Source organism: Streptomyces sp. SAJ15 (genome assembly GCF_007595705.1).
Lineage (GTDB): Bacteria > Actinomycetota > Actinomycetes > Streptomycetales > Streptomycetaceae > Streptomyces.
In genome coordinates, this window is sequence record NZ_NISY01000011.1 from 103,674 (window position 1) to 120,551 (window position 16,878).

At 73.1% G+C, this 16,878-nt stretch carries 16 protein-coding genes; 10 read left to right on the forward strand and 6 right to left on the reverse strand.

Annotation, left to right across the window (positions count from 1 at the left end; genetic code table 11):
- Positions 1–10 precede the first annotated feature (10 nt).
- The gene (locus CD790_RS24690) at positions 11–1,471 is read right to left on the reverse strand and encodes an HtaA domain-containing protein (protein ID WP_144385533.1); all 1,461 of its coding nucleotides are present in this window, start codon (positions 1,469–1,471) and stop codon (positions 11–13) included.
- A gap of 51 nt (positions 1,472–1,522) precedes the next feature.
- Between CD790_RS24690 and CD790_RS24695 the strand changes: the two genes are divergently transcribed.
- From CD790_RS24695 to CD790_RS24725, 7 genes are all read left to right on the forward strand, one after another.
- The gene (locus tag CD790_RS24695) at positions 1,523–2,623 is read left to right on the forward strand and encodes a hemin ABC transporter substrate-binding protein (protein WP_144385534.1); all 1,101 of its coding nucleotides are present in this window, start codon (positions 1,523–1,525) and stop codon (positions 2,621–2,623) included.
- Entirely contained in the window at positions 2,620–3,720 is a 1,101-nt protein-coding gene (locus CD790_RS24700; RefSeq protein ID WP_399218168.1) for a FecCD family ABC transporter permease, read from the forward strand. The genes CD790_RS24695 and CD790_RS24700 overlap by 4 nt, the downstream gene beginning before the upstream one ends.
- Entirely contained in the window at positions 3,717–4,613 is an 897-nt protein-coding gene (locus CD790_RS24705) for a heme ABC transporter ATP-binding protein (RefSeq protein WP_144385535.1), read from the forward strand. The genes CD790_RS24700 and CD790_RS24705 overlap by 4 nt, the downstream gene beginning before the upstream one ends.
- Positions 4,614–4,733: 120 nt before the next feature.
- On the forward strand, positions 4,734–5,876 hold the full coding sequence (gene efeO / locus CD790_RS24710; protein WP_144385536.1) for an iron uptake system protein EfeO: 1,143 nt from the start codon (positions 4,734–4,736) through the stop codon (positions 5,874–5,876).
- Between the two features lie 91 nt (positions 5,877–5,967).
- A complete protein-coding gene (gene efeB / locus CD790_RS24715; RefSeq protein ID WP_144385537.1) occupies positions 5,968–7,257 on the forward strand; it encodes an iron uptake transporter deferrochelatase/peroxidase subunit in 1,290 nt (429 codons plus the stop codon).
- Between the two features lie 20 nt (positions 7,258–7,277).
- Positions 7,278–8,261: an iron uptake transporter permease EfeU gene (gene efeU, locus CD790_RS24720; protein WP_144385538.1), complete on the forward strand. Its 984-nt coding sequence runs from the start codon at positions 7,278–7,280 to the stop codon at positions 8,259–8,261.
- Positions 8,212–9,132 carry a hypothetical protein gene (locus CD790_RS24725; RefSeq protein ID WP_186319220.1) on the forward strand — a complete coding sequence of 307 codons (921 nt, stop codon included), beginning with the start codon at positions 8,212–8,214 and terminating at the stop codon, positions 9,130–9,132. Before efeU ends, CD790_RS24725 begins: the two co-directional genes overlap by 50 nt.
- A gap of 203 nt (positions 9,133–9,335) precedes the next feature.
- On the opposite strand, the gene CD790_RS24730 is transcribed toward CD790_RS24725, so the two are convergent.
- Entirely contained in the window at positions 9,336–10,076 is a 741-nt protein-coding gene (locus CD790_RS24730; protein ID WP_144385539.1) for a bifunctional DNA primase/polymerase, read from the reverse strand.
- 179 nt (positions 10,077–10,255) lie between these two features.
- Between CD790_RS24730 and CD790_RS24735 the strand changes: the two genes are divergently transcribed.
- Positions 10,256–11,173: a glycerophosphodiester phosphodiesterase gene (locus tag CD790_RS24735; RefSeq protein WP_144385540.1), complete on the forward strand. Its 918-nt coding sequence runs from the start codon at positions 10,256–10,258 to the stop codon at positions 11,171–11,173.
- Here CD790_RS24735 and CD790_RS24740 read toward each other — a convergent pair.
- Positions 11,160–11,771: a TetR/AcrR family transcriptional regulator gene (locus CD790_RS24740; protein WP_144385541.1), complete on the reverse strand. Its 612-nt coding sequence runs from the start codon at positions 11,769–11,771 to the stop codon at positions 11,160–11,162. The two genes, CD790_RS24735 and CD790_RS24740, sit on opposite strands and share 14 nt — an antisense overlap.
- Positions 11,772–11,907: 136 nt before the next feature.
- Between CD790_RS24740 and CD790_RS24745 the strand changes: the two genes are divergently transcribed.
- A complete protein-coding gene (locus CD790_RS24745) occupies positions 11,908–12,099 on the forward strand; it encodes a DUF6243 family protein (protein ID WP_144385542.1) in 192 nt (63 codons plus the stop codon).
- A gap of 104 nt (positions 12,100–12,203) precedes the next feature.
- Positions 12,204–13,031: a dimethylargininase gene (ddaH, locus tag CD790_RS24750; RefSeq protein WP_399218192.1), complete on the forward strand. Its 828-nt coding sequence runs from the start codon at positions 12,204–12,206 to the stop codon at positions 13,029–13,031.
- Here ddaH and CD790_RS24755 read toward each other — a convergent pair.
- The 3 genes from CD790_RS24755 to CD790_RS24765 all read right to left on the reverse strand — a co-directional run bounded on the left by CD790_RS24755 (position 13,028) and on the right by CD790_RS24765 (position 16,755).
- A complete protein-coding gene (locus CD790_RS24755) occupies positions 13,028–14,035 on the reverse strand; it encodes a small ribosomal subunit Rsm22 family protein (protein ID WP_144385543.1) in 1,008 nt (335 codons plus the stop codon). The two genes, ddaH and CD790_RS24755, sit on opposite strands and share 4 nt — an antisense overlap.
- Before the next feature lie 123 nt (positions 14,036–14,158).
- On the reverse strand, positions 14,159–15,235 hold the full coding sequence (locus tag CD790_RS24760; protein WP_144385544.1) for a serine hydrolase: 1,077 nt from the start codon (positions 15,233–15,235) through the stop codon (positions 14,159–14,161).
- Between the two features lie 116 nt (positions 15,236–15,351).
- Positions 15,352–16,755, reverse strand: a complete 1,404-nt coding sequence (locus CD790_RS24765) for a multidrug effflux MFS transporter (RefSeq protein ID WP_186319213.1) — start codon at positions 16,753–16,755, stop codon at positions 15,352–15,354.
- Positions 16,756–16,878: the final 123 nt, after the last annotated feature.

Here is a 16,878-nt window from a genome sequence, read left to right on the forward strand (position 1 = left end):
CGACGGTGCGTCAGCTCTGGTTGGTGGTCGAGTCGTCCGGGTCCGGCGCGGCGGAGCCGCCGGCCGCGGCGGCGCGGCGCCCGCGCAGCAGCAGGAGGCCGGCCGCGGCCGCGGCGAGCACCGCCGCGCCGACTGCCGCCAGCACCACGGGGGTGGAGGGGGAATCAGAGGAATCAGAAGAGGATGCAGCGGGCTTGGGGGTGGTGTCCGTGGCCTTCGGGCGCGGGCTGTCGGTCGGCGCCGCGCCGAGGTCCGGCAGCGGCGGGAGCTCGGCGCCCTCGGTCACCGCGACGGCCAGCGAGATCGGGTCCATAGCGGTGCCCGCCCGGTACATGCCGCCGAACGCCTTCGCGCCGTCCGCGGTGAGGGTGGCCGGCGCCTCTGCCACCGTGATCAGGCCGTCTTCGGGCTTCGGACGGCCGACGTCGAAGGTGGCCAACGGAACGTCCCGGCGGGTGAGGGCCGTGCCCGCGACGTCCGCCGCGAGCGTGCCCTTGCCGTCCTCCACCCGCACCGTCACCCCGCTGAGCGCGAGGTCCAGGTCCTCGCCCTGGAAGCGGAGCCGGCCCTGGAAGGTCGCGTCCAGACGCTGCCGCTCGGCGTCGTAGCTGCCCTTGCCGGCCGTGAAGCGGAACAGCGCGCCGCCGTCCCGGGCGCCCTCGGACAGCTCCCACCGCCCCTGGGCGATGGAGCCGGTGACGTACTCCCGGAAGGTGCGGCGCACGCCCCAGTCCACGGCGGCGTCGGTGAACTCGCCGCGCGGCTCGGCGGGTTCGTTCTTCTTCCCGTCCTTCGCGGAGTCCTTCGGCTTCGGTTCGGCGCTCGGCGAGGCCCGTCCGGCCAGCACGTCCGCCGACAGGGTCACCGGGTCCAGCCGGGTGCCCTCGGTGTAGTAGCCGGCGAACGACTTGGCGCCCTGGGCGGTGAGGGTGGCCGGGATGGTGGCGAGCTGGACCGTGGAGCCGCCGCCGCGCATGTCCACCCCGCTCAGGTCGAGCGTGGCCAACGGGACCTGGGCGGCCGAGGTGACCTTGCCGGTGCCCTTCTCCTTGCTGGTCATGTCGGCGTAGAGGGTGCCGTTCCCACCGTCGACGCGCACCGTGGGCCGGGCGATGGTCAGGTCCATCTCATGGCCGCCGTCGGCCTTCTCGTGGCCGAGGAAGCGCACGCCGCCGGAGAAGCCGGCCCGGAAGGCGCCGCTGTCCGGATCGTAGGAGCCGGTCGCGGAGTGGAATCGGAACTGGCTGTCGCCCACCGTGGCCGCCCCACCCTGGAGGCTCCAACTCCCGTTGGCGATCGGGCCGGTGACATAGCTCTGGAACGACGCCTTGATACCCCAGTCGAGCCGGCCGCCCGAGACCGTGTGGTCCGCGGCGTGCGCGCGGGCCGCCGGCAGTCCGCTCACGGCCAGCGCCGCGAGCAGCGCGGCACAGAGCGCGCGAACCGGTCTCGATCGTGACCAGGGCAGCATCGGAGAGACCCCTCCCTATCCGGAATGACCAAGGTAAGGCTAACCTAAGTCATGATCCGTCAGGGAATCCAGAGCGAGAACGGAGCGACCAGAGTGAAAGGCCGGACAGTGGACCAACGGCAGTCGGCGGGTGGGGCCTTGGGCCGCCCGCGCACCCTCGGCGCCCTCGCCGCCGTCCTCACCCTGGCCCTGACGGCGGGACTGACCGGCTGCGGAAGCGGCGATGGCGACGGAGCGTCAGAAACTCCCACGGCGCGCTCCCAGACAGCCGACCGCGTGGAGCCGCTCACCGGCGTCCCGCCGAGCCCCGCGCTCCCCGTCACCGTCGAATCCGCCGACGGCCACACCGTGACCGTCCGCAGCACCGATCGCATCGTCCCGCTCACCGGCGCGGTCTCCGAGATCGTCTTCAGCCTCGGGCTCGGCGACCGGGTGGTGGCCCGCGATGTCACCGCCACCTTCGCGCAGGCGAAGAAGCTCCCGGTGGTCACCCGCGCGCACGACGTCTCCGCCGAGAGCGTGCTGTCCCTCAAGCCCACCGTAGTGCTCGCCGAGTCCTCCACCGGCCCCGACGAGGCGATCGAGCAGATACGGGACGCGGGAGTGCCGCTCATCGTGCTCGACCCGGCCAAGAAGCTGTCCGACGTCGGCACCCGGATCGACCGGGTCGCCGCGGCGCTCGGCGTCACGAAGGCCGGCGACCGGCTGCGTCAGCGCACCGAGCAGCGGTTGCGGAAGGCGCGCGAGCGGATCCCCGCCCGCGAGGAGAAGCCGCGCGTCGCCTTCCTCTACCTCCGCGGCTCGGCCTCCGTCTATCTGCTCGGCGGGGCCGACTCCGGCGCCGGCTCGCTGCTGGAGGCCGCGGGCGCGGTCGACGCGGGCGAGGAGTCCGGGCTGGAGAAGGACTTCACGCCCATCACCAGCGAGGCCCTCGTCAAGGCCGCGCCGGACGCGATCCTGGTGATGACCAAGGGGCTCGCCTCGGTCGGCGGCATGGACGGGCTGCTGAAGGTGCCGGGCGTCGCCGAGACCCCGGCCGGGATGGACCGCCGCGTCGTGACCGTCGAGGACGGCGTGCTGCTCAACTACGGCCCGCGCACCGACGAGGTGCTGCGGAGCATCGTCGACCAGCTGTACGAGGACGGCTCGTGACCCTCCTGGACGAGGACGTCGCCGCGAAGCCGTCGGGTGTGAGCGACCCGAAGGCGGGGCGCCCACGGCGCCGCGGCCGGGCCGCGCTGCTCACCGCCGTCCTGACGGCCGCCCTGGTCGTGCTGGCGCTGGTCTCGGCCGGCCACGGCGCCTACGAGATCCCGCTCCGCGGCGTCCTGGACTCCCTGCTGCACCGCGTCGGGCTCGGCGGCGCCCCGCTGGACCGGGTCGCGGAAAGCGTGCTGTGGAACGTCCGGCTGCCGCGGGTGGTGCTGGCGCTGCTGGTCGGCGCCTCGCTCGGCTGCGCGGGGGCGCTGATGCAGGGCGTCTTCGGGAACCCGCTCGCCGAACCGGGGGTGATCGGCATCTCCGCCGGCGCCGCCGTGGGCGCGGTCTGCTCGATCGCCTTCGGGCTGCACTTCCTGGGCAACTGGACGGTGACCGCCTGCGCGTTCGTCGCCGGTCTGCTCACCGTGACCCTGGTCTACGTGCTGGCGCGGGCGGACGGCCGCTCCGAGGTCGTCACCCTGATCCTCACCGGCATCGCGGTGAACGCCTTCGCCGGCGCGCTCATCGGGCTCTTCGTCTTCTACGCCGACAACGCGCAGATCACCCAGATCACCTTCTGGCAGCTGGGCTCGCTGGCCCAGGCGACCTGGCCCAAGGTGCTGGCCGTGCTGCCGTGCGCCCTGGTCGGGCTGCTGGCCGCGCCGTGCTACGCGCGGCGGATCGACCTGCTGGCGCTGGGCGAGCGGCCGGCGCGTCATCTGGGCGTGGAGGTGGAGCGGCTGCGGCTGACGGTCATCCTGATCGTGGCGCTGCTGACCGCGGCCGCGGTGGCCGTGGCGGGGATCATCAGCTTCGTCGGGCTGCTGGTGCCGCACGTGCTGCGGATGGCGGCGGGCCCCGGGCACCGCTTCCTCATTCCGGGCAGCGCCCTGGGCGGCGCGCTGGTGCTGGTCGCCGCGGACCTGGCGGCGCGCACCGTGGCCGCCCCCGCCGAGCTGCCGCTGGGCGTGCTGACCGCGCTCTTCGGCAGTCCGTTCTTCTTCTGGCTGCTGCGCGGGACGCGGCGCAAGCAGGGAGGCTGGGCATGACCCGCACCCGGACCACCCGCACCCCGGCCCGCGACGGGGCCCGGGTCGCCGCCCGGCCCCCGGGGCGCGGACTGTTCGCGGCCCGCACCCCCGGTCTGCCGGAGCCGCCCTCCCCCGGCGACACGGTCGCCGAGGTGGACGGGGCGCGGGTACGGCTGGCGGAGCGCACCGTACTCGCCCAGGTCGATCTGCGGGTCACGGCGGGCGAGGTGCTGGCGCTGGTGGGGCCCAACGGGGCGGGCAAGTCGACGCTGTTGGCCGCGCTCGCCGCCGATCTGGCCGCGGAGAGCGGGACCGTGCGGATCGCGGGCCGGCCGGTGGACGACTGGTCGGCGCGCGAACTGGCGCTGCGGCGGGCGGTGCTGCCGCAGTCCGCGACCCTCTCCTTCCCGTTCACGGTGGAGGAGGTGGTGCGGATGGGGCGTGCGCCCTGGGCGGGCACGGCGGCCGAGGACGAGGACGACGAGGCGGTGCGTGCCGCGCTGGCCGCGGCCGAGGTGGCCGAGTTCGCCGGGCGGCCGTTCTCGGCCCTCTCCGGGGGTGAGCGGGCGCGGGTCGCACTCGCCCGGGTGCTGGCCCAACGCACCGGCCTGCTGCTGCTGGACGAGCCGACCGCCGCGCTCGACCTGCGCCATCAGGAGCTGGTGCTGCGGCTGTGTCGGGAGCGGGCGGCCGCCGGGGACGCGGTGGTGGTGGTGCTGCACGATCTGGGGCTGGCCGCCGCCTACGCGGACCGGGTGGCGGTGTTGCACGAGGGTCGGGTGGCGGCCGACGGGCCGCCGGCCGAGGTCTTCGACGCAGAGTTGCTCAGCCGGGTCTACCGGCAGCCGATCGAGGTGTTGCGACACCCACGAACGGGCGCCCTGCTGGTTCTGCCACGCCGAGATGGCTAAATCTTTGCTGTTTACGGACTTATTCATGAGACGAGAGGGGAACCAGGCAGGCAAGCCTCAGCTAAGTTAGGGCGGCCTTACCCGAGCCGTCCGCTTTTTTGAGCCAGCCTGGAGCCCCGTATGAGAGCCGTTCGCTCCTCCGCCGTCACCGCCCTCGCGGCGGCCGCCGCGCTCACCGCCGTCGCCGGATGTTCCGAGAAGTCCGACGCCAAGGGCTCGGACGCCATCCAGGTCAAGGCATCCGACGACGCCTGCGAGGTGTCGAGGACCAGCTTCCCGGCCGGCCAGGTCGCGCTCGCCGTGGAGAACAAGGGCTCCAAGGTCACCGAGGTCTACATCTACGCCCCCGGCGACCGGATCGTCACCGAGCGGGAGAACATCGGGCCGGGCACCAAGACCACCATCACCGCCGAGGTGAAGGCCGGCAGCTACGAGATCGCCTGCAAGCCCGGCATGAAGGGCGACGGCATCCGGCAGAAGGTCACGGTCACCGGCAAGGGCACCCCCGTCAAGCGGGACCCGCGGTTGGACGAGGCCGTGGCCGCGTACCGCGCCTACGTCCAGAAGCAGGCCGACGAGACCCTGCCGCTGGTCGAGAAGTTCGCCGCCGCGATCGAGGACGGCGACGTCGAGGCCGCCAAGAAGGCGTACGCCCCGTCCCGCGTCGGCTGGGAGCGCACCGAGCCGGTCGCCGAGTCCTTCGGCGACATCGACCCCAAGGTCGACCTGCGCGAGGACGGCGTGGACAAGGGCGCGAAGTGGACCGGCTGGCACCGGCTGGAGAAGTCCCTGTGGGTCGAGAAGAAGATCACCGCTGAGGACAAGAAGCTGGCCGAGCAGCTCGTCACCGACCTGAAGGACTGGCAGAAGCGGGTGGGCAAGGCCGAACTCACCCCCACCTCCATGGCCAACGGCGCCAAGGAACTGCTGGACGAGGTGCAGACCGGCAAGGTCACCGGCGAGGAGGAGCGCTACAGCCACACCGACCTGGTGGACATCCAGGCCAACGTGGAGGGCGCGGAGACCTCGTACTCCCTGCTGCGCAAGGTCGCCGGCGAGAGTGACCCGGAGCTGGTCGAGGAGCTCGACAAGCAGTTCGCCGCCGTCAAGAAGCACCTCGACGGCTACCGCGAGGGCGACGGGTTCGTGGCCTACGACGACAAGATCAGCAAGGCGAAGCGCAAGCAGCTCTCGGACACCGTCAACGCGCTGGCCGAGCCGCTGTCCAAGCTCGCCGCCGCGGTCGTCAAGCCGGCGAAGTAGCCCTCGGGCCCGCGCGGCGGTATGCCACTCCGCAGGGGTGGCACACCGCCCGGGCACCACATCCGTACCAACACCTCAAGGGGGGTCGGCCGTGTCCGAGTCTCAGGAACGCCAGGACAATCCGGAGCCGGAGCGCACGACGCCGTCGCGCCGGGCCCTGCTCGGCTGGGGCGGGGCCGGACTGGCGCTCGGCGCCGCCGCGGCGGGCGGCACGGCGGTCGCCCTGGCCGGCGACGGCGACCCGGCCACCCGGCCGGTGTCCGAGGCCGGGGCCGCGGTGCCCTTCCACGGCGCCCATCAGGCCGGCATCGCCACAGCCGTCCAGGACCGGCTGCACTTCGCCGCCTTCGACGTCACCACCGACGACCGCGACGCGCTGATCTCCCTGCTGAAGGAGTGGACACGGGCGGCGGAGCGGATGACGCGGGGTCACCCGGTCGGCGAGGGAGCCGTCGGCGGGCTGGCGGAGGCCCCGCCGGACGACACCGGCGAGGCGCTGGGCCTCAAGCCCTCCCGACTCACCCTCACCATCGGCTTCGGTCCCACCCTCTTCACCGACCGCAAGGGCAAGGACCGCTTCGGCCTCAAGAAGCGGCGCCCCGAGGCCCTGGTGGAGCTGCCCGCCTTCCCCGGCGACAACCTCGACCCGGCCCGCAGCGGCGGCGACCTCTGCGTCCAGGCGTGCGCCGACGACCCGCAGGTCGCGGTGCACGCGATCCGCAACCTGGCCCGCATCGGCATGGGCAAGGTGGCGATCCGCTGGTCGCAGCTGGGCTTCGGCAAGACCTCCTCGACCACCCCGGAGGCCCAGACCCCGCGCAACATGATGGGGTTCAAGGACGGCACCCGGAACATCGCGGGCACCGACGACGCCGCCCTCGCCCGGCACGTCTGGGTGTCGCCCAAGGACGGCCCGGACTGGATGGCCGGCGGCTCCTACCTGGTGGCGCGCCGCATCCGGATGCACATCGAGACCTGGGACCGCACCTCGCTCAAGGAGCAGGAGGACATCTTCGGGCGGGACAAGGCCGAGGGCGCCCCGGTGGGCCGGCGGCGCGAGCGCGACGAGCCCAACCTGAAGGCGATGCTGCCCGACGCGCACGTACGGCTGGCGCACCCGGACGTCAACGGCGGGGCGACGATCCTGCGCCGCGGCTACTCCTTCACCGACGGCACGGACGGGCTGGGCCGGCTGGACGCCGGGCTGTTCTTCCTCGCCTACCAGCGCGACGTGCGCGGCGGCTTCATCCCCGTGCAGACCAACCTGGCGCGCTCCGACGCGCTCAACGAGTACATCCAGCACGTGGGTTCGGCGCTGTTCGCCGTTCCGCCGGGCGTCCGGGACACGGACGACTGGTGGGGCCGCGCGCTCTTCTCCTGATCTCATCGAAGGGACCCGACGTGTTCGCCAACTACCTGACCGGCCTGCGCGAGGGCCTGGAGGCGTCCCTGGTGGTCTGCATCCTGGTCGCGTACCTGGTCAAGACCGGCAACAGGGACAAGCTACTCCCCATCTGGATCGGCGTGGCCATCGCGGTCACCGTCAGCCTCGGCTTCGGCGCGGGCCTGGAGTTCGGCACCCAGGAGCTGACCTTCGAGGCCCAGGAGCTGATCGGCGGGGGCCTGTCCATCGTCGCCGTGGGCCTGGTGACGTGGATGGTCTTCTGGATGCGGCGCACCGCCCGGCACCTCAAGGCGGAGCTGCACGGGAAGCTGGACGCGGCGCTGGCCGTGGGCACCGGCGCGCTGGTGGCCACCGCCTTCCTGGCGGTGGGCCGGGAGGGCATCGAGACCTCGCTGTTCGTGTGGCGCGCGGTGCACGCGGCGGGCGGCGGCACGGACCCGCTGGTCGGCGCCCTGCTGGGCATCGCCTCCGCGGTGGTCATGGGCTGGCTCTTCTACCGGGGCGCGCTGCGGATCAACCTGGCGAAGTTCTTCACCTGGACCGGTGGGGCGCTGGTGGTGGTGGCCGCCGGCGTGCTCGCCTACGGCTTCCACGATCTCCAGGAGGCGCGCTTCCTGCCGGGGCTGAACCACCGGGCGTTCGACATCAGCGACACCGTCCCGCCGGACAGCTGGTACGGAACGCTGCTGAAGGGGACGTTCAACTTCCAGCCGAACCCGACCTGGTTGCAGGTCACGGTGTGGACGCTCTATCTGATCCCCACCCTGGCGCTCTTCCTCGCCCCCGGTAGGGTGGCGCCGAATCGAGCAGCGGCCACAGCAGCGCAGAAGGAGCCGGAGTCCCATGAGACGCAGGTCGCCCCGTCGGCGGCGGATGACTCTGGCAGCCGCGGCGGCACTGCTGACGCTGGCGCCGGCGCTGACCGGATGCATGACGGTGCACGGGGAGCGGGAGAACATCCCCTCGGTGGACAGGGCTGAGGCGCCCAAGGCGCTCAAGAAGTTCACCGACACCTACAACAGGGCCTACCGCGAGCTCGACCCGGAGCTGATCCGCCGGGTCGAGACCGGCCCGCTGGCCCAGATCGGCGTCGCCGACCTGACCGCGCAGCGCGCCAACGACCGGGACGGCAAGGGCAATCCGGGCTTCGCGCCGCTGGAGCTGAGCGACGCCCGGTACCTCGTCCCCCGACAGGTCGGCTGGCCGAAGTTCTTCGTCGCCGACACCAGGAGCAACCGCGACCCGGCGGGCGTCAGCAACCGCTGGCTGCTGGTCTTCACCCGCGGTGGGGCGGACGAGCCGTGGCGGGTGGCGTATCTGTCGATCCTCGGCCAGGACGAGATGCCGCGGTTCGCGACCGACGAGGACGGCTGGGCGAAGCCGGTCCCGACCGGCGGCGGCTCGGGGCTCGCGGTCGCCCCGGGCGCGCTGAGCAAGGAGTACACCGACTATCTGATGACCGGTGAGGGCCGCGTCTTCGCGGACGGGCCCGCCACCTCGCGGATGCGGGCGGAGCGCAAGAAGCTGCTGCGTACGCCGAAGTTCTGGACCGAGTACATCGACACGCCGACGGAGGACTCCGGACTGGCGCCGGTGGCGCTGCGCACCAAGGACGGCGGGGCAGTGGTCTTCTTCGCCTCGCACCACCGCCAGAAGCAGACCATGGCCAAGGGCTTCCGGCCCAACCCCGACCCGCAGATCAAGGCGCTGATGACCGGCGAGGCGAAGAAGTCGGTGACGCTGACCCGGGTCTTCGAGTCCACGGTGCGGGTCCCGGCCAAGGCCGGGACCGACCCCCGCGTGGTCTTCCTCAACCGCCTGGAACAGGTCACGGCAGCCAAGGGCGAGTAGCCGACCTCATAACCCCCCACGGCACCTCCCGAGCCCTGCTCGGGGGCCCGCCCCGAAGGGGCGCGGGGAACTGCGCGACAAGCCACAACCAACCCGCAGCCGACCGACAACCCCCCACGGCACCCCCACATCGCGGCGCGTACCCCGAGGCACCAGGGCCCCACCGCAGAGCGCCAGGGCGCCAGGGCACCAGCCCGAAACGGCTAGCGCCCCATCGGCCACGCCGCCGTACCGTGCTGTTCCTGCCGGTCGCCCGCGTACTGCGCGCACGCGTCGGTGAGCGCCTCCAGCAGGGTCAGCGGGTCGGGAAGCGGCCGCTCGGGGCCGAGCAGCCAGGCCACGTGCCCCTCGCCCGGCAGTCGGGCGGGCGGCATCAGCACATAGCTGCCCCGGCAGTGCCAGCGCAGCAGCGGGTGCTCGTCCATCGTCTCGGGGTGGCAGTCCAGCTCGCAGGGCCACCACTCGTCCTCGTCCTCGGGGGTGCCGCGGGTGGCGGTGAAGAAGAGCATCCGGCTTTCGTGGAGATCCGCGCTGGTGGTGGCCACCGGGCCCACCTCGACGCCCGCCTCGCCGAGCCGCTCCAGGGCCTGCCGCCCGGCGTCCGCGGGGACGTCCAGCACGTCGTGGGTGATGCCGGTGGCGGTGATGAAGTTGGCCTCCGGCTGGTTGTTCAGCCACTGGCCGACCTTCTCGGCGTCCGTGGTGGCCTGTGTCTGCCAGGCGAAGGAGATGGGATGTCGGGCCGGGGTGGGACAGCCGATGCGGTCACACGAACAGCCGTAGCCGTCCGGATGGGCGGCCGGAGCGAGGGGGAAACCGGCTGCGGCAGCGGCCAGCAGCAGGTCCGCGCGGGCGCCCGCCGCGCCCGCGCCCGGGCCGGAATCGCCGCCGGCTCCGCCCCTCGGTCGGCGCAGCCACTGGGAGAACCTGCCCTTGCGTTCCATCTATCGCCTCGCTTAACGGCTCGCTCTACGGCGCATCGCCAACCACCCGGTTACCCGATCAATGCTGCCACCATCCTGCTCCCGAGGTGGCCGGTGTCCGCATCCGGGGTGGCCGAGACACTTCTCTTCCGGGCGCCATTACCGGGCATAACCGAATTCTCACGCCTAGCGTTTCTTTTATGGTCGCAAGATCTCTGCTCGCGGGCGCCGTCATGCTGGCACTCTCGCTGCCGATCATCGGGCCGGCCGCCCCGATCCAGCGAGAACGGCAGCGTGGACGGCAACTGGAGGTCGAGCGGGCGCACGACCACCGGGCCCGGCGCGCACCCGGCCACAGCTCCCGCTCGCTGCCCGCGCTCCCGCGCATCACCTACACCGCGCACCGGGGTGGCGCGCTGGAGGTGCCGGAGAACAGCATGGCCGGCCTGACCACCGCCTTCGTGCGCGGCGAGGCCCAGGTGCTGGACTTCGACAGCCGGGTGCTGCGGGACGGGACACCGGTGGTGATGCATGACGCGACCCTGGACCGCACCACCTTCCAGAGCGGCCCGGTGAACCGGTTGACCCTCCCCCAGTGGCGACGCGTGATACTGCGCCCGGACCCGTCCCTGCCGAGCGACTGGGCGCCCGAGGCGCCGCCGACGGTGGCCGAGGTGCTGGACCGGTTCGGCGGCCGTAGGCGGCTGATGATCGAGGCCAAGGACCCGGTCGGGCTGCCCCGCCTCGCGGAGCTGGTGAAGGAGCGCCGGCTGACCCGCTCGGTCTTCGTCAACACCAACTCGCCGGAGGTGGCGCGCGAGGCCGCCGGGCTGGGGCTGATGGCGCAGCTGTGGCGCTCGGCCGCGCAGCTGCGCGAGGACGACCCGGCGGCCTGGCGGGGCTTCGTCGAACTGCTGGACGTGGACCACCGGGCCCGGGAGCGGGACCTGCGCCGGGCGCTGCGCTCGGGCATCCCGCGGGTGTGGGCGCACACGGTGAACACCCCGGCGGCACGCGACCGGATGCTGGCGCTGGGCTGCGACGGCATCATCACGGACGCCCCGGGGCTGCTGACGCACACCCCGGTGGCCGCCCGCTACCGGACTACCGGGGGGTGATGCCGCGCAGCGCCAGCTCCACCACCGCGTCGGCGTACGCGTGGGTCATCGGGCGGGTGCGCAGCAGCCAGCGGTGGGCCAGCGGGCCGACCAGCAGCTCCAGGGCGATCCGGGGGTCGAACGAGGGCTCCGCCTGTCCGGCCTCCTGGGCGGCGCGCAGCCGCTTCACATAGAGCTGGAGCTGCGGCTCCAGGATCCGCTCCACGAACTGGACGGCCAGCTCGGCGTTGATCACGCCCTCGGCGGCCAGCGCGCGGGAGGCCCGCTCGTAGCGGGGGTCGCTCATCTCGTCGACGGTGGCCCGCAGGACCATCTTGAGGTCCGCTTCCAGGTCCCCGGTGTCGGGGATCTCGTAGCTGACGTCCGGGCCGCCCGCGGCCTCCTCGGTGAGCGCGACGAAGGCGTCGAGGAGCACGGCGGCCTTCGAGGGCCACCAGCGGTAGATGGTCTGCTTGCCGACGCCCGCGCGGGCGGCGATCGCCTCGATGGTGAGCTTCGGGTAGCCGACCTCGCCGACGAGTTCGAGGGAGGCGTCGAGGATCGCGCGCCGGGAGCGTTCGCTGCGACGGCTGGCGTCGGGGGCTGTCTTGTTGGCCATGGGTTCAATGTACCAAGCACGAGGCGAGACGTATCGTCTTGACAAGACGATACGTCTCGCTTCACACTCGTCTCGTCGGACGTCGCAAGACGGACCGTCTCATGTGATGACGCACGACCCCGAGGAGATGAGCGGTATGAGCAAGGGCAAAGGAAGCGCGATGCTCGGCGTCGGCGGACCCCGCGCCAACGTCCCCCGTTCGGCGATGCGCGGCGGCCGCCGCGACAGCGTGGGCGGACGGGGCGGCATGGACCCCCTGGCGCAGAAAAGGGAGCTGCTGCGCAAGCTTCAACAAGGCCGGGACGGGGGATCTTTGAGGGAAAGTTAGACCACCCGTACGGTCCATGCGTAGCGGGGCGCGAGGGTGGACGATCTGAGCGCGCACGCAGCCACGTGCGCGCTCGACACCCTCGTGAGGAGCCTCCCTTGTCCTTGCGTACCACCGTGCGCCGCGCCACCGCGCGCCGCTATCTGATGTGCCCGCCCACCTACTTCAAGGTGACCTACTCCATCAACCCCTGGATGGACCCGGCCAAGCCGGTGGACCTCCGCCTCGCCCTCGCCCAGTGGGAGGACCTGCGGGACCGGTACCGGGCCCTGGGCCACACCGTCGAGGAGCTCGAACCCCGCCGCGACCTGCCCGACATGGTTTACGCGGCCAACGGCGCCACCGTCGTCGAGGGCCGGATCCTCGGCGCCCGGTTCGCCCACGCCGAGCGCACCGGCGAGGCCGTGGCGCACCGCGAGTGGTTCCACACCCACGGGTACACGGACGTCCGCGAGCCGGAGCACATCAACGAGGGCGAGGGGGATTTCGCCGTCACCTCCTCCTGGCTGCTGGCCGGCCGGGGCTTCCGCTCCAGCCCGCTCTCCCACCCCGAGGCCCAGGAGTTCTTCGGCCGCCCGGTCATCGGCCTGGACCTGGTCGACCCGCGCTACTACCACCTGGACACGGCGCTCTGCGTGCTCGACGACTCCACCGACACCGAGGTCATGTACTACCCGGGAGCGTTCTCCCCCGGCAGCCGGGCCGTGCTGGAGCGACTCTTCCCCGACGCGCTCATCGCCACCGAGGCGGACGCGGCGGCCCTGGGGCTCAACGCCGTGAGCGACGGCCGGCACGTGCTGCTGCCGCAGGCCGCGGTGGGTCTCTTCGAGCCGCTGCGGCAGCGGGGCTACGAGCCGATCGGCATGGACCTGAGCGAGCTCCTCAAGGGCGGCGGCAGCGTCAAGTGCTGCACCCAGGAGCTCCGCACCTAGTCGCGCGGCTCCGAGGGCGGCCAGGCGTCGCCCCAGTCGGCGTCACGGGCGGCGCGGTACAGCGGACCGTGCCGCTTGGTGACGTTCTCCCGGCGCAGCCCCTCCTCCGCCGTGCACAGCTCCAACAGCACCTGTCCCTTGCGGATCTGGGGCTTGCGCACCACGCGGGACGGCGCCGGCGCCACCGGGAAGCGGGTGGCGGCGACGTAGCTGAACTTCTCGTCCTCGTACGACAGCGAGCCGCCCTTCACCTGCCGGTGCAGCGAGGAGCGGCTCACCCGCGCCGCGAAGTGGCACCAGTCCGAGCCGGGCACGATCGGGCAGGCGGCGCTGTGCGGACAGGGCGCGGCGATGTGGAAGCCGGCGGCGACCAGCCGGTCGCGGGCCTCGATGACGCGGGCGTAGCCGTCGGGGGTGCCCGGCTCGATGATCACCACGGCCTGCGCGGCGGCCGCGACGGCGGCCACCAGGGAGCCGCGATCGGCCTCGGTGAGCTCGTTGAGCACGTAGGAGACCGTGACCAGGTCCGCGGCGTCGACGGCGAGTTGCGCCCCGATGCGGGCGCGGCGCCACTCGACGGACGTCAGCGCCGGGTTCGCCGCGGCGATCTCCCGTCCCAGGGCGAGGGCCGGCTCCGCCCAGTCGAGCACGGTCACCGGCCGTTCGCCGCCCCAGGTCGCGGCCACGGCCCAGGTGGCGGCCCCGGTCCCGCCGCCGACGTCGACATGGCTGCCCGGCGCCCAGTCCGGCACCGCGTCCGCGAACGCGGCCAGCGCCGCGCACACCGCCTCGTACGTCGCCGGCATCCGGTACGCGGCGTACGCGGCCACGTCCGAGCGGTCCCGCAGCACCGGGGCGTCCGTCGGGATCCGCCCCCGGTAGTTCGCGATCAGCCGCTCCACCGCCTGGGCCGCCTGCCGGGGCGGCAGGCCGTCGAGCAGGTGCGCCAGGGTGGCGCGGAGGGTGTCGCCGGTGTGGGCGGCCTCGGAAGCGGATGCGTGCATTCGCACGAGTTTACCCGTCGGGGGGGCCCGACCGAGGGGTCGCCCCCTCACCCCTTCCGGCCCTTCCGGCCCGCACCCGACCCGCTGCTTCCGTGGAGGGGTCGGGCCGTCCGACACGCGACCTCAGCGCCCGTCCGGGCCCGCTCCCGCCCCCACGGCCCGCGCCAGGGCCGTGGCCACCGCCGCGCGCGGCGTGTTCACCGGGGGCCGCCGCCGTGGGTGGACGGTGTTGGCGAGCAACACCACGAACGAGTCGGTCGCCCGGTCCACGACCAGGCTCGTCCCCGTGAAACCCGTGTGGCCCGCCGCGCCCCGGCCCGCCAGCTCTCCCATGAACCACGGCTGGTCGACCTCGAAGCCCAGCCCCGGCGCGGTCAGCATCAGCTCCACGGAGGACGCCGCCAGCACCCGGCGGCCCTCGTACGCCCCGCCGCCCAGCAGCGCCCGGCACAGCCGCGCCAGATCACCGGCGGTGGAGAACAGCCCCGCGTGCCCGGCCACGCCGCCCATCGCATGGGCGTTCTCGTCGTGCACCACCCCGCGCAGCATCCCCCGGTCGAGCTTGGCCCAGGGCCGTCGCTGGTCCTCGGTGGCGGCGATGCGCGGGAGGAGGTCGGCCGGCGGGTTGAAGCGGGTGTCGTCCATGCCCAGCGGTCCGGTGACCAGGTCCCGCACCAGCGCGTCCAGCGGTCGGCCCGTGACGCGCTCCAGCACCCGCTGCAGGATCAGCAGGTTCAGGTCGGAGTAGCCGCGCGCCGCCCCCACCTCGCCCACGGGCTCCTCCGTACGCAGCATCGCCTCCCGCTCCGCCTCGCCCGCGCACGCGTACAGCGGCAGTTCGGGCCGTAGCCCGGAGGTGTGGGTGAGCAACTGCCGCAGGGTGATCCCGTGCCGGGCGGCGGCCGTGAACTCGGGGGCGTACGAGGCGACGCGGCCGTCCAGGTCGAGCGCGCCCCGCTCCACGCACCGCACGGCGACGACCGCGGTGAACAGCTTGGTCAGCGAGGCGAGGTCGAAGAGGGTGTCGGGCCGGGCGGGCACCCGGGCGGCCGGGGGCAGCTCCACGCCCCGGTCGGTCCCCGCGTCGTAGGAGGCGTAGCGCACCGCCCAGCCGAAGCCCTCGTGGGCGAGGGTGGTCCGGGACCGCCCGGCGTAGACGACGGCTCCGGCACACCAGGGCCGCGCTTCGAGGGGCGTCACCTCCTCGGGCGGCGCCCCCTCGGAAGACGCCGCCGCGGGAGGCACCGCCGTGGAAGGCACCCCCACGGGGAGGCTCGCCACCTCGCGGACCAGGTCGTCCAGCGCTGTCGCGCGTGCTAGCCCTGCCGCTCGTAGTCGCTCTGCTGCTGCCACGGGCGGCACAGTGCCACGAAGCACAGCGCGGCCGCGAGTGCGGAGCCCAGCTGGACGGCGGCCATGGGCACGGCGGTGTGCTCGCCGGCGATCCCGACCAGCGGCGAGGCGATCGCGCCGACCAGAAAGGAGGCCGTGCCCAGCAGCGCGGAGGCGGAGCCGGCGGCGTGCCCGGCGCGCTGGAGGGCCTGGGCGTTGGTGTTGGGCAGCACCAGACCCATGGCGGACATGAGCACGAAGAGCGCGCCCGCCACGAGGGCCAGCCCCGGCCGACCGAAGACCCCCGAGACCATCACCAGCAGCGCGCCGGCGGCGAGGGTGATGATGGCGAGTCCGGCCGTCACCACCCGGTCGAGGTTGACCCGGCCGACCAGCACCTTGCCGTTGAGCTGGCCGAAGGCGACGAGGCCGACCGAGTTGAGCCCGAAGAGCAGGCTGAAGGTCTGCGGGGAGGCGCCGTAGATCTCCTGGATGACGAAGGAGGAGCCGGAGATGTACGCGAAGAGCGCGGCGAAGGCGAAGCCGCCCGCGAGCATGTAGCCGGCGAAGACGCGGTCGGCGAGCAGCCCGCGCATGGTGTGCAGGGCCTGGCGGAGCCCGCCGCTGTGCCGCCGCTCGGGCGGAAGCGTCTCGTCCAGCCAGCGCCAGACGACGAAGGAGAGCACGGCGCCGACGACGGTGAGCACGATGAAGATGCCGCGCCAGTCGGTGAAGCGCAGCACCTGACCGCCGATGAGGGGCGCGATGATCGGCGCGGTGCCGGAGATCAGCATCAGGGTGGAGAAGAATCGGGCCATGGCGACGCCGTCGTACAGGTCGCGGACCACGGCGCGGGCGATCACGATCCCGGAGGCCCCGGCGAGCCCCTGCACCAGGCGGAAGCCGACGAGCAGCGGGGCGTTGGTGGCGAAGGCGCAGACGGCGGTGGCCAGGACGTAGATGACCATGCCGATGAGCAGCGGCCGGCGGCGGCCCCACTTGTCGCTCATCGGCCCGACCACCAGCTGGCCGAGCGCCATGCCGGCCAGGCAGGCGGTGAGGGTGAGCTGCACGGTGGCGGCGGGGCTGTGCAGCGCGTCGGTGACCTCGGGCAGTGCCGGGAGGTACATGTCCATGGAGAGCGGAGGGAGCGCGGTGAGGCCGCCGAGCACGAGGGTGGTGAGCAGCCCGGTGCGGCGCTGCGCGAGCGTGTGCGCGGCACCGGCCGGATCGGACGGGGCCGCGGCGCCGCAACGGGGCATGGTGCCGGAGGGAGCCGCGGCGTCGGAGGGGGCCGGGCCTGCGGGCCGGGCCCCCTCCGGAGCGGAGGTCGCATCGGGTGTGTCGGGTATGCCGTCGGGCGTGGTGGAGCGTCCGGTGTCCGCCATGCAGCAGCTCTCCAAGGGTCGTTGAAGCGGACACTATGTTCTCATCCGGTGCCGTCGTATTTACGGATCTTCGCCACGGATCGGACGACTCCGCTCCGGCCGGCCAACGGTGCTGCGGAGCCG

Bases quoted from the DNA above. Each gene is read 5' to 3' on its own strand.
- CD790_RS24730 (WP_144385539.1), bottom strand. From the start codon at position 10,076: ATGGAACGCAAGGGCAGGTTCTCCCAGTGGCTGCGCCGACCGAGGGGC.
- CD790_RS24725 (WP_186319220.1), top strand. From the start codon at position 8,212: ATGACGGTGCACGGGGAGCGGGAGAACATCCCCTCGGTGGACAGGGCT.
- CD790_RS24695 (WP_144385534.1), top strand. From the start codon at position 1,523: ATGATCCGTCAGGGAATCCAGAGCGAGAACGGAGCGACCAGAGTGAAA.
- efeO (WP_144385536.1), top strand. From the start codon at position 4,734: ATGAGAGCCGTTCGCTCCTCCGCCGTCACCGCCCTCGCGGCGGCCGCC.
- CD790_RS24755 (WP_144385543.1), bottom strand. From the start codon at position 14,035: ATGCACGCATCCGCTTCCGAGGCCGCCCACACCGGCGACACCCTCCGC.
- CD790_RS24765 (WP_186319213.1), bottom strand. From the start codon at position 16,755: ATGGCGGACACCGGACGCTCCACCACGCCCGACGGCATACCCGACACA.
- CD790_RS24705 (WP_144385535.1), top strand. From the start codon at position 3,717: ATGACCCGCACCCGGACCACCCGCACCCCGGCCCGCGACGGGGCCCGG.
- CD790_RS24745 (WP_144385542.1), top strand. From the start codon at position 11,908: ATGAGCAAGGGCAAAGGAAGCGCGATGCTCGGCGTCGGCGGACCCCGC.
- CD790_RS24735 (WP_144385540.1), top strand. From the start codon at position 10,256: ATGGTCGCAAGATCTCTGCTCGCGGGCGCCGTCATGCTGGCACTCTCG.
- CD790_RS24740 (WP_144385541.1), bottom strand. From the start codon at position 11,771: ATGGCCAACAAGACAGCCCCCGACGCCAGCCGTCGCAGCGAACGCTCC.
- CD790_RS24690 (WP_144385533.1), bottom strand. From the start codon at position 1,471: ATGCTGCCCTGGTCACGATCGAGACCGGTTCGCGCGCTCTGTGCCGCG.